This is a genomic window from Streptococcus sp. HMSC063B03, from assembly GCF_001836965.1.
In the GTDB taxonomy this organism is placed as follows: Bacteria; Bacillota; Bacilli; order Lactobacillales; family Streptococcaceae; genus Streptococcus; species Streptococcus pneumoniae_F.
Genome location: NZ_KV831030.1, coordinates 10,710 through 23,663 on the forward strand (window position 1 = coordinate 10,710; position 12,954 = coordinate 23,663).

Genomic DNA, 12,954 nt, shown 5'->3' on the forward strand with positions numbered 1-12,954 from the left:
GGTTTGGTTTCATTCCGTTATCTGCAGTGTTGTATTCAGAACCTGGTTTTCCATTGTCAGTATCTTTAGCACCTGAAGCTACATCTTTACCATCTGCAGTTCCTACTAATGGAGTTCCGTCTTCTGTTTGGTAATTAACGATGACTGATCCAGCTTTTTCATAAACGTAAGTGACATCAGTTTTACCTTCTACTACGTTTCCTGTTTCTGGTTTAGAACCTTCTTTAAGACCGGCTTTGGTAATGTAGTATACAGTTCCGTCTTCTGCAGTGATTTTTTCTGGTCTGTTGTCAGCAGTGTCATATTTTTCGCTTAGAGATGCACCTTTAAGGTCATCTTTGTCAGCTGCGATTGTCTTACCTTCTGTGTCAACATAGTGAACTACTACATCACCAGTTACTTCTTTATAAACATATGTTACTTCTTTAGTTTCTCCAGCAACAACTTTACCAGTTTCTTCACCTTTAGTTGCTGTTGGTACTAATTCGTATACTTTGCCTTCTGCAGTTGTAATACGAGCTGGTTTCATTCCGTTATCAGAAGTATCATAATCTGATCCTGGTTTTCCATCTACAGTGTCTTTAGCACCTGAAGCTACATTTGCACCAGCTGGGTCAACACCTACTAATGGAGTTCCATCTTCTGTTTGATAGTTAACGACTACTTGTCCAGCTTTTTCATAAACATAAGTTACTGTAGTTGTACCTTCAACAACATCTCCAGTGGCTGGTTTAGAATCATCTTTCAATTCTTTAGCTGTTAGGTAGTATTTAACACCGTCTTTGGTGATTTCAGCTTTTTTGTGGTCTGCTGTGTCGTATTTAACGTTTAGAGAAGCATCTGTTTCGTCTTTTTCGTCTTCTGCGATTACGTTACCTTCAGTATCTTCATACTTAACGATAACATTACCTTTTACTTCTTTATAAACGTAGGTTACTTCTTTCGTTTCACCTGCAACAACTTTACCAGTTTCTTCACCTTTAGTTGCTGTTGGTACTAATTCGTATACTTTACCTTCTGCAGTTGTAATACGGTTTGGTTTCATTCCGTTGTCTGCAGTGTTGTAGTCAGTTCCTGCTTTAGCGTCTGTAGTGTCTTTAGCACCTGAAGCTACATTTGCACCATCTGCAGTACCTGTTAATGGAGTTCCGTCTTCTGTTTGGTAGTTAACGATTACTGATCCAGCTTTTTCGTAAACGTAAGTTACTGTAGTTGTTCCTTCTACTACGTCTCCAGTAGCTGGTTTAGAACCATCTTTCAGTTCTTTAGCTGTTAAGTAGTATTTAACACCATCTTTAGTGATAGATTCTTTTTTGTGGTCTGCTGTATCGTATTTAACATTTAGAGAAGCATCTGTTTCATCTTGTTCATCATCAGCAAGTGTGTTACCTTCAGTATCTTCATATTTAACAACTACATTACCTTTAACTTCTTTATAAACATAGGTTACTTCTTTAGTTTCTCCAGCTACTACTTCACCTGTTTCTTCACCTTCAGTTAAGTCTGGAACTAATTCGTATACTTTGCCTTCTGCAGTTTTAATACGAGTTGGTTTCATTCCGTTATCGGCAGTGTTATAAGCTGTACCTGGTTTACCATTATCAATGTCTTTTGCACCTGATTCTACAGTTTTACCAGCTCCATCTTCGTCTACTACTGTTCCTGCAAGTGGAGTTCCATCTTCAGTTTTGTAGTTAACGATTACTGATCCAGCTTTTTCATAGATGTAAGTTACTTTTGTAACACCTTCTACTACTGTTCCTGTTTCAGCTGGTGATGTAGTTTCTGTACCATTTACAGATGTCATTGTGTTTGCTTCGTTTAGGTAGTAAACATTTCCTTGTGCATCTGTAAGTTTTTGAGGTTTTTCAGTTTCATTTTCTTTAGTGTTGTAAGGTACGTTTTTAGAAGCTGTAGTACTACTTACAATTACATCATTCCCATCAGCATCAACATAGTATTTCTCAGTTACTACTTCAGCTACTGTTTCAGGAGTATCAGTATAAGGAGCTTTTAATTCTGTTCCGTCTTCTGTTTGGTAGTTAACGACTACAGAACCTTTTTTCTCTATTTCACGAGTTTTTTCTTCTGCATAAGTGTAAGTGATTGTTGTAGTACCACTTGCTAAACGGTATGCACGAAGAGGAGTGATTTCGTCACGGTAAGAATACTCTTCAACTTCCGGCGAAGGATCAGAAAATTTAAGAAGAAAATCACTACTATCTTCTAAAGTACTTGTTTCTTGATCAGTAACGCTTGCTATATCAGCTGTTATATCACTTGTAGGTCTTCCTTTATCATCAACTTGATCTCCCTTATCAGCACTAATCTCCAGAGGACCACCAGTTTTTGCCGCCATTCCTAAAGTAATATATCGTTTGAAATTAAGGAGGTTATCTTCAAATCCTTTTTCTTGAAGATATGCAAGATAGTTTTTTACAAGAGTTTTGTTTGCTTCTCCTGTTAAAGTATCTGGAGCCGCTTTAAAGTTTTGTACCATTGCATATGTTCTATTTAAAGTAGCCCCAGTTCCATCTTTATCATCTGCTACATTATCACTAGATGACAATTGTATCTGTGCTGTTAAAGAGAAACTCTCAGTTTTAGCTGTTACATAGGTATTTTTCTCAAGGACGAAAACATAATCACCTTCTTTGATTCCACCATCAGCTGTTACGTTCGCTGAAGTGAAGTTTTTTGCTGTTGCTTCTCCAGCTTTGAAAGCTTCTATCATCTTAGCATCAGAAGTGATCGCACCTGAATCAGCTTGTACATATTTACCATATGTTCCTTTTCCTGTTTGTTCAACAATCCAAGCTTTTCCACCAGGTTTTACAGTATCATAAGTGATTTTACCTTCTGCGTTACTTAACCCTTCTGGAGTCAATTTCGCAGTTACATCACCTAGAGTTGTGTCAGAGTACACTCCTCCACCGTTTCCAGTAGTTTCAACCTTAGGTTCTCCGATTAGGTGGTAAGTCTTCCCATCTTTTTCGATTGTTTCTTTCTTACCATTTTCTTTAGCGTCGTTTAGGTCGCTAGCTTCTGCATCACCACCTGTAGTTCCTTTGAAAACTTCTCCTGATTTACCGTATACATCGTATGGTGTTTCGATAGTTTTATCAGCACCAGAGTTTTGGTTTTTGTTTTCTTCTAATACAGTATTACCCTCAGCAGTTACATATTTGTAGTCTACTTTTCCAGTTTTAGTAATTGTATTTGTTCCCTCTGCAGTTGGATCAGTTGAAAATGCCCTACCTGCATCTGGGTTCTCAATATTAGCTGTATCTACAATTACTGACCCCTTATCATTTGAGATCGTTGTTGTGTTGTCGCTGTTTTCTGTCATCGCTGCTTCTGCAATATGGGGTTGTCCTGCCATTGCAAGGGCTGCACCGACAATCAGACCGACTGTACCGATTTTGACTGAGTCTGAACGACCGTCTTTAAACTTACGAATGGAAAATTTTTCTTTTTTATTTATAAACATCTTCATCATCCTTTTTTTATTGTATAATTTTTATTTTTAAGCTGTTATTATGCTAATACTTGCTTGAAAACTTCAAAATTAGACACTTAATTTTAACACTTTAAAACCTCTTATACAAGGAATTTGAATACTTTTTGATCATTCAAACTATAGTTTTTTGCTATATTTATATATAAAAAATCCATATAGCGTATGGATTTACATATTTTAAAATATACATTTATGCTACCAGCCAAGTGAAACCCTTTCAAACTGACAGCCCAAGCGTCGCAATTCTTTTTGACGGTCCTCATAGTAGGGGAGGGAAATGCCTGTAATGGTCACATGGGGAAGGTCTTTCAAGTGTAGGCTGACTGATGAGGTAAAATGATAGACATGAACGAACTCGTATTCTTGAAAGAGTTGGGCTAGGACATCTTCAAAGATGAGCTCCGTCTCCAAGTAGGTCACATCAGGGATAGTGAAGGTTTCCTTGGGATGGGGTAGATAGAGGTCAATGGCCAAGGCCTTGGCATAGGTACTGATAAAGCGGATGGAGATCTGATCGTCCTCTTCAGAGAACTTTTGCCCCAGCAGAACCTTGACTGTCTTGCCATTTGAAACAGGAGCTTGAGGCAGGTTAAAAAAATGCTCCAGATAAACTAGCTTTTCTCTAGCTACGACATGGTAGTCGCTGCGATAGAGAGTATAGTGCTTTTCCGTCCGCTCAATCAAGTCATCTCTGGTCAAGCCCAAAGAGCCCACCTGACTGGGTTGAAGGGGCCAAGCATACATACCCAAGGGATAAATATCCGCATAGCCATCATCGAAACTCATGAGGTGCTGGTAGGTCGAACTAGCAACCAAGTCCAGAATCAAGCTATTGTCAAAACTAGCATAAAAGATAGTGTCATAGTCTCCCGCCAGCTCCTGACAAATCTGAGCCAAGTCCGCTGCCGTCTGAGGATAGTAAACATGATCAAAATCCTTAGCATAATGCTCTTGTCGGGCATTTTTGACAGGACTGACATAAAGACTGACAAAGTCCTGATCCGGATAGAGTCCCTCGATATGCTGTGCAATCTTGGACTGCAAGGGTGTTGTCGCAATGATGAGGTGTTTCATCTCTTTGATTCTCCTAGGTGGTGATGGTGCAGCAAGGTCTCAACGACTTCAAAGTCCAAGGCATCGTCGATATCATAAGAATAGAGTTTGGGCATTTCATAGGCTACTGTCTTATCCGTGTAAAAGGTCTCATCTCGTAGGTAAAGGTCCTTGCGAGAAATCCAAATACTACCGTTGGGATAGTAATAGACAGGTTCTTTCTGCCGAGCATAGTGCTTGGAAACTTGAGGGGGATGGATAAATGACGACTCCGCAAACTGCAAGTAAAGACTACGACTCTTGTCCGCCTTAACACAGGAAATCAAATGGTCAGCGCCAGACTGACAGTAAAGTTGATAGGACTCGATGAGATGCTCTACCTCTCTAAGAGGTGAAGTCACCTGTAGATTGACAAAGACCTGCTCTTCCTCAAAGGGCTGTAAAAAGTCGCGTAAGGTTTCTAAGCTAGAGGTTGTTGCCAAGGCCAATTCTTTTGATCTGTGGACACAACGAATCTCTGGATAGGCTTGACAACAGAGTTCTAGATAGGCTAGTGAGTCTGAGGATATCCAGATATCACTAAATAGCTTGGAGGCTAGAGCGACTTCTATGGTATAGAAAACCAAGGGTTTGCCTGCAAGCGGTTTGATATTTTTATCCACTAAGCCGCGTGAACCCGAACGGATCAAAATGACGGCTATGGGTTTAGATGTTGCTTTCATATAGTCTTCCTAGAAATGAGATAAAAAGAGCAGATAAAGTAGTAATGATGCTATTTAACCAAGGATTTGGGTTGGCAAAGAAACCACTGTAATGATAGAGGACCAAGGCTCCTAGACTAAAGACCAGATAGATTTTAGCTAGTTGTAAACTCGGTTTTTTGAGGAGTAAGACCAAGAGGTACAAACCGCCAATCACACCTAAAGTCAGACCCATAAAGCCGTTAATCCATTCGTAGATGGAGTAGATTTCTGCACTCATGAGTAAGAGGCAGAGGAGCCAGGACAGACCTGCTAAGACAAAGGATAGGAGGCTTGGCGACCAGCGAATTTTTGTCCAAGCGAAATCCAACTTCAAGCAGGTCACGATTGCATTCATACTAGAAGAAACTGTGGATTGACCTGCTGCCAAGAGAGCCAGCATGATGAAACTACCAAACCAAGGTGCCAGACTCTCCCGAGCGTAAGCAATGAGGACAGGATTGGTCGATCTGGTAGCGAAATTTTCCTGACGAATCAAGCAGCCAATCAGATACAGCAAACTGGCAATCCCAAAGGACAAAAGTCCCTGTAGCCATAAGATTTTTCCAATCTTCTGACGCCCTATTTTGCTATTAAAACGTTGGACGATATCCTGCGAAGAAACGTAGGAAAACAAGCTACTAAAACCTGCTCCTGCAACTAAGATAAAGACCATCTTCCCATCCAGAGTCTCTGCAAAGTGAGATAGCTGTTGACTGCTATTCACGACTAAACCAGATTGGGCAATTCTTGGTAGAAAGAGGGCCAATATAGCCAGTAGGACCAAGCCTTGAAAGAAGTCCGTCCACAGCACAACCCAGAGACCACCCCTTGCCAGATAATAGACCGTCAAAAGAAGGAGTAAACCTGACAAGACCAGCTAATTGATAGGGATAAAGGGCTCCAACAAGTAGGTCACCACTGCTATTCGCCCCAACTGGTAGAGGATGAAAAGTCCTGAAGCCAGTGAACGAATGCCAGCCGATTGAAACTTATCCTCTAAAAGATGATAGGCTGTCTCATAGTTTCCCTTTTGATAGAGGGGCAGAAAATAGCGATGAGCTAGTGGAATGGCTAGAAAGATGCCACACTGGGCAAACCAGAGATAGGACCTACCTGTATAGGCATTCCCCACCAGAGTCAGAAAGGAAATGGGGCTGAGTAAGGTCGCAAAGACTGAGGAAGGCCAAAACTGTCACTGGAACAGCTTTCTTAACCTGATAATAGTCCTCTTCGCTCCCTTTTTTCCAATAGGCAATTCAGGAAATCAAGTAGAAATAGAGCACTAGGGTAACTAGAATTCCCAACATCCTAGAAGTTCCTATCTAATAGTTCTCTGTATATTTGAGCTACTTTTTCCAGAGAATAGCGAGAGGCTAAGGCTAGATTTTTTTCATTCGATAGATAAAAATCAGGCTCTTCCATCTCTTCTATCTTTTGAATCAACTCTGATTTGGTTTTAAACAAGTTGATGGCATTGGACTGGCCAGCATAGAAACGATGGGCAATCTCCACATCTGATAACAAGGCTAACAAACCTTGACTCAAGGCTTCAACACAGGCGTTGGCAAATAACTCTGTGTAACTTGCAGACAGATAGCATTGGTGCATATGATAAGGCACTTCGTTAACGATACCTTTAAAGTGAATGGTTGGCGGAAGATCATATTGATTCTGTAATTCTGCTAGACGTTCCTCTGAGCCACCATAAAAGGTAATCTGGGCCTTGGAGCCACGTTTGTAGAGTTCGATAAAGGCTTCAATGACAAGTTCAACGTTCTTGCCTTCTCCCATATGACCCACCAAGCAATAGTCCAAAACAGGTCCGATTTTTCTTAGCTGACCTAATTTTTCTGTAAACATTGGTGGTAAAAACTTGGTATCATACCCTTGTTTCGCCAAAGTATCAGTCAACACTTCACTGGCAACCAGGTATTTGTTTGTCTTGCGCAGATTAGCGAGGCGTAAATCTCGCATGACATTTTCATGGACGACTTCATAATAATTTTTATCCGTGTTTTCCATGTAACGCCAAAGGCTGGGTTTGGGTACGATTTGTTGGTCACGGATGAAGAGGTCGGTTTGCTGGGCCCATTTGGCTAAGAACTTAACTAGCAAGTCCTCTTCAGAACGGATTTCTCCCTCGATACGGTAGATATACTCTGGATAAAAGATAGTGACAGGAGAGGGTTCTTTAAAGGGATCGATAAATCGTCCTTCCAGAGCCAATTCTCCATTTTCATGATACCAACGAAGTTCCTTCTCCTTGAAATCTTCAAACAAGAAGGGACCCTTGGTGTAGTAATATCTCCCCGAGCCATCTCCTAAGGTAACTGAGGCCACAAAACCATCTTCATTGAGCTCCACCTGATCTCCATCTGCTAGCGTTAGACTTTCTGGTCTCACTGATAAGTCTGCATGGCCTATATCTGAAAAACTATGCGGAACACATATCAGTTCTTTTTCTAAAAATCCTAACTTGATCAAGTCTTTCTTCCAGTCAGGACGAAGCTGAGGGCTCGAAACAAGGTGGACATATTCCAAACCCAGATGTCGTGCTATATGGGCTCGATAGACCTGGGTACTCTCAAAGCCATAACGATGGATTTCCTTGGCTGGATGGATGCTGACAATTCTCGACATGATGTAGACTCTTTCTCTCTTATTTTCTGCTTACAAAGGAAAAAACACCCTCACAAAAAGGCGAGGGTGGTTCATCCGTTACAATGCTTGGGGATTTCCTAGCAAGTTCCCCCTCAAAAGGACTTTATGCTATTCTATCACAAAGACTGACCATCTGCAAGATAGACTGGATTAGACAGGATAGCGTGGGGGAGTTTTCTTATTGTTTATAAATCGATTCTCTGAAATCATCTGTGCTACGTAGGTAGGCATTGTAGATTTTTTGTTTTAATAAGTGTACCCAGCTTGCAGGAGCATGGCTTGTCGTACGGTCAATGTTAGCCACATCTTTTGCCACTGCTTGATCGATGAGTTCTTGCATTTGGGCAGCTGAACGGATTGTAATCTCTTTGCTGCTGTTTGGTACACCAAGTTCATACTGAATAGTGATTGGTTTCAACTGGTCTTGCTTGCGAATACGTTTATTAAACATATCCTTCTTGAAATTAGCCCATGAAACGTATTTATTAGCAAAGACATTTTTCAAGACGAGACTATCAGTAATGAGTCCCACATCTTTTCGGTGCCAATCTGAATAGGTAATGTCCCCTTTGCGTTTAGCTTCTTCTGCGTATTGGTTGGATACATATGGTAAGAACCCATCTTGATAACCTTTTTCTGCCAACAATTCGTAGGCTGTCTTTCTAAACATGATGTCACCAGGCGCACCCTTTGGATTACTGAGGGCAGCATAAATCGGTGAGAACATGCTGATCAGATGATAGCCATTACGAGTATAGTCACTCTTATCACGGTATGCCCGACGGTTGATGATATTATTGTCAATCAAGGCATCAAGACTGGTTAGTTTACTTACTTCAGCATCTGTCAATGGACGAACAGAGTTTCCAGCATGAGTTTGTTTATGGTACTTGTCCTCAATGTAGAAATTCTCTATTTTTCTAAACCATTTTTTCTTAACATCATTTGACTTAGTTAAAATGGCATTGGCTTCCATAGCATCCAAGGTATACAAGACATCGTACATACCGTGCACATACTCTTGCAAGGCTGCGGCTGATGTGAAGCGGCTTGTCGGATCATAAGTATGCAAGCGAGTTGGTGAATCCTTATCCCCTTTATAGAGAGTATTCAAGACAATAGCATCCTTATCTAGACTGTCAGCAGATTGCAACAGTCCTAAGGCATACAACTCTGCTCCCAATCCTTCACGACGACCTTTTCCTTCAAAGTAAATATGTCCGTCAGAATTATGAACCATTTCATGGGTATAGACTGATGTTCCGTATTTATCCAACAGGCGGTCGCTGACATAGTGGACCTCAGAACCGTTGGCATAGGCTCCAGCTCCTTTGCTTTCCCCATACCACTTACCAGTTGGTCCAAAGAAGTTGTAGATAGAAGCAATGGATTTATCAGACAGGGTAGCCCAGTAATACTTGCTATTGCTATCTTTCATACCAAAGCCATCTGAAACCATGACTGAACGGAAGAGTTTTTCTTTGTATTCTGGTGAAAGGAAGTGGTACCAGATATCGTAGTGGTCTCGTTGCCATTCAGCCGACTGGTTGACCTTAGCACGGACATACTGACGCAATTCTTCTCCTGATAAGACTGTATTATTGACACGATCACGGTAGCGTTCGTAGCCACCAAAGGCCAAGGTAGAAAGATTTGAAATCACATAAACATCTTCTTCTGGCAATGTTAATAAAGGTAGGAGCATGTTTTTTAATTTCCAACTTGGTGCCGTAATACGGTCATAGACTCCCAGCATATACTTACTATCCGCTCTAGCTGACTCTTGTTTGGCACGCACTTCTGGAATTGCTGATTTACTCTCTACTATATAGGCCTTGGTATTCGTCTCCAACCATTCATTATTGGTTTTAGTTGGTAGGAAGAGTTTTCTGTAAGACTCTAGTAAATCCGTTACTGTCTTGCGACCTTTTGCAGCAGCTAGTGTTGTTTCATAGGCACTTGGATTATTTGATGCCTTGAGATTTTCCATACCACTCTGACCTAGTGCAATGATAGTATCCAGGGTTGAAGCTGTGCTATTGCCATCAAAATCAAACTTATAGGTATTGAGGTCCTTGGTGTTGATGTGATCGTAGTTGATATTGTACCAGCGATTGAGGTAAGTCAAACCAAGCAAGAAAGCTTCCTTGTTGTTCTTGATTTTCTCGCTGATGTAGGTTGCTACACTATCTCCCATCGTATTGATAGACTTGTCCATGGCTAGCACTTTACGGAGATGTTCGCCGATATTGGATTTAACTTTTTCAAATTCTTTGTCCAAATATAGCGAATCAAGCGACGCATCTGCCTCAATGCCCAGAACTCTTCTCATGGCTGCTGAGTCATATTCGACCCCTTGCAAATCTGCTAGGACCTGATTGGTCACTTTCGTATAGTCAGATAGAAAGACCTCTGGCGTAAAGATAAAGGGTTTACCTGCTACGCTGTACTCTGCAATTTGTGTATTTTTGAAGTCGTCTTTGTAAGTGACGTCCAGATAACTGATTGTATTGTCAGCAAAATGCAACATCAGTTTATTGATTGCTGCTTTATTGGCCTGAATATCTGTGATGATGTCATTGTCCTTCATTGGTACAACATCCAGCAGTTCTGTAGTATAAAGCTTATTAGTAGGATCAACTTGATTGCCATAGTGAACCACTAGCTCTTTATTATAGAAAGGCATCAATTTCTCGATATTGTGATAAGCAACTTTTCGACTAGCTTGGCCTTGACTTAACTGAGTATAGTCCACACTTCGTTGATTGTCCTTTAGTGTTTGACCTGTATCGTCTAGTGTCACTGTCATCCCATAAGACTGAACCTTTTCTCTAGCCTGGTCTTGGGTGATTGGGATTCCATAGAGATCGGCCTTCTTGTTCTCAACAACAGTGCTAGCATCTTTGATGTCCGCTCCCCTGTACTGGTCCCCTGTGATAGCATAACCATCTCCAGCGTTGACCATGCTAACGACATGATGGATACGGCCATTTTGCCATGTAGAACCAGCTATACCTCCGACGCGAGGATAGGTTGTCGTATTGAGGATGGTTCCACTTGCTAGTGCATGAGAGACCAAAGCACCACTTTGAACTTTCCCTACAATACCTCCAGCAAATTGGTCATTGTTGCGGGCATTACTAGAAATATTTGCATCAACGGCTACCTTATCAATCTTAGCCTTATTACCAGATAGGAGCCCTGCTATACCTCCCACATAGTAAGGAGAAGCATCCGTATGCTTAGCCTGAATGCTACCTGTAAATGAACTATTGCTTATTTCTGTATCTTGAGCCTTGGCTACCAAACCTGCAACTGACTTGCTACCTGACAATTGACCTTCTACAGCTACATTACTAATCTGGCTGTTAGTAGCCACTTTTGCTAGGCTGGCTGTATCTTCTTGACTCTTAATCGATACTGCTTTAAAATCAATATCTTTCACAGTAGCCTTGGTCAAATTATCAAACAAGGCTGTCTTAAGGTCATAAATCGCAAACGGCTTCCCATCACTCGCACCGATAAGATTACCAGTGAAAGTGCCTGTCACATAGCTGGTTTGTCCCTTAGCTAAGGCCACTTCATCAGCTGTCATATCAGCTCCAAGTTTAAAGGTTCCAGCGAGATTACCTTGCATGGCAGCAATCAGTTTCTTGAAGGAAGTATAGACACTGTCCTTGGCAAGCTTTTGCTTATCAACTGTGAAGCTATAGTTATCCTTGTATGCTGAATCTTTCTCTTGAACCAGTTCATTGAAGGCAACGGTTACCTTGTACTTCCCATCCTCTGTTTCCTTAATAGAGCTAACTGGTAGCAACATTTCTTTCATCTTATCTGATTTGACTTTGACAAAATAAGGTGATAAATCACTTGGTACTTCTGATAAATTCAGATAGCGACGGTAGTGACCATCTTCCTTACCATAGAGCCCCACTTCATCCACATCTTTGATTTCAATTTTCTTATAGTCCAATTGAAAATCTTTCGTTGATACTTCTGTGTTTTCCTGATCAGATTGGCCTAGATTATAGGTCAGGTAAGTCTTAATTGTATAAGGAGTATAGTAGTCCAAGCCATCAATCGTTTGCTGAACGGATAAATCTTTCAAATCCACTTCTTTAATCAGTGTTCCATTTTGAAAAATTTGGGCCTTGGCCTTAACAAAAGCAGACGTTGGGTCATCTAAGCGGTAGTTGACTGCTACTGCTTTTTTGCTCTCATCTTTAACCAGATTAGTAATTTCAACAGTTGGTTTGGTTTTAACAAGACTGCCAACCTTGATAATCTCTTTGGTTGGTTCTACTTCTGTACGTGAGATTTCCTTGCTAGCTTCCACCTTACCATCTACGAGATAATCTTCATACTCGATTGTCCGTAAACCATCTTTTCCTTCCTGAGCAATTTCTCGATGATTTTTCAAGATGGTCGCATCTTCGATTTCTTCAGTTTCGTGAGGGATAGTTTCTGTTACTGTACGATGATTACTTGTCAAAGGCAGTTCAGGAAGAGCCTCTGCTACAGCAGCTTCACCCTCGTGACCGGGCTCTTGCGTACCTTGGGTACTGATTGGACCTGTATAAGACGGTAATTCTGGTTGAACCAGAGATTCGCCTTCATGACCTGACTCTTGCGTGCCTTTTGCTTCTACCGGGGCTGTGTAGGCTGGTTGTGCTGGTTGGACTAGAGCCTCACCCTCGTGACCAATTTCTTGGATCCCCTTACTGCTAACAACTTCTGTAGACTCTGGCACTGTTGGCTCAACTGGAGCTCCCGCCTGAGGACCTGTGTAAACTGGTAGTTCTGATTGAACCAGGGAATCGCCTTCATGACCTGACTCTTGTGTGCCTTGGGTGCTAATTGGGGCTGTATAAGACGGCTGCTCTGCTTGGATTAGGGATTCGCCTTCATGACCTGACTCTTGTGTGCCTTGAGTGCTAATTGGAGCTGTATAAGACGGCTGCTCTGCTTGGATTAGGG

General features: G+C 41.4%; 6 protein-coding genes and 1 pseudogene. All 7 read right to left on the reverse strand.

The features are described from left to right. A pseudogene (locus HMPREF2628_RS04455) lies at positions 1-3,490 on the reverse strand (MucBP domain-containing protein); the annotation flags it as partial. Positions 3,491-3,715: 225 nt separating this feature from the next. Beyond that, complete coding sequence (locus tag HMPREF2628_RS04460) at positions 3,716-4,594, reverse strand: glycosyltransferase family 52 (RefSeq protein WP_061590483.1); 879 nt, start codon at positions 4,592-4,594, stop codon at positions 3,716-3,718. Next, positions 4,591-5,295: an acylneuraminate cytidylyltransferase family protein gene (locus HMPREF2628_RS04465; RefSeq protein WP_070842454.1), complete on the reverse strand. Its 705-nt coding sequence runs from the start codon at positions 5,293-5,295 to the stop codon at positions 4,591-4,593. The genes HMPREF2628_RS04460 and HMPREF2628_RS04465 overlap by 4 nt, the downstream gene beginning before the upstream one ends. Beyond that, a complete protein-coding gene (locus HMPREF2628_RS11090) occupies positions 5,279-6,127 on the reverse strand; it encodes an SLC5/6 family protein (protein ID WP_257375284.1) in 849 nt (282 codons plus the stop codon). Before HMPREF2628_RS11090 ends, HMPREF2628_RS04465 begins: the two co-directional genes overlap by 17 nt. Positions 6,128-6,193: 66 nt before the next feature. After that, positions 6,194-6,448, reverse strand: a complete 255-nt coding sequence (locus HMPREF2628_RS11095; RefSeq protein ID WP_246039378.1) for a hypothetical protein — start codon at positions 6,446-6,448, stop codon at positions 6,194-6,196. A 176-nt stretch (positions 6,449-6,624) separates the two neighbouring features. Then, entirely contained in the window at positions 6,625-7,956 is a 1,332-nt protein-coding gene (locus tag HMPREF2628_RS04475; RefSeq protein ID WP_070842455.1) for a glycosyltransferase, read from the reverse strand. 199 nt (positions 7,957-8,155) lie between these two features. After that, on the reverse strand, positions 8,156-12,954 hold a 4,799-nt coding region (locus HMPREF2628_RS04480; RefSeq protein WP_070842456.1), incomplete at its 5' end, for a ZmpA/ZmpB/ZmpC family metallo-endopeptidase.

What these genes read in the sequence shown, in the direction of transcription:
- HMPREF2628_RS04460 (WP_061590483.1), bottom strand. Translation starts at nt 4,594, where the DNA reads ATGAAACACCTCATCATTGCGACAACACCCTTGCAGTCCAAGATTGCA.
- HMPREF2628_RS04465 (WP_070842454.1), bottom strand. Translation starts at nt 5,295, where the DNA reads ATGAAAGCAACATCTAAACCCATAGCCGTCATTTTGATCCGTTCGGGT.
- HMPREF2628_RS04475 (WP_070842455.1), bottom strand. Translation starts at nt 7,956, where the DNA reads ATGTCGAGAATTGTCAGCATCCATCCAGCCAAGGAAATCCATCGTTAT.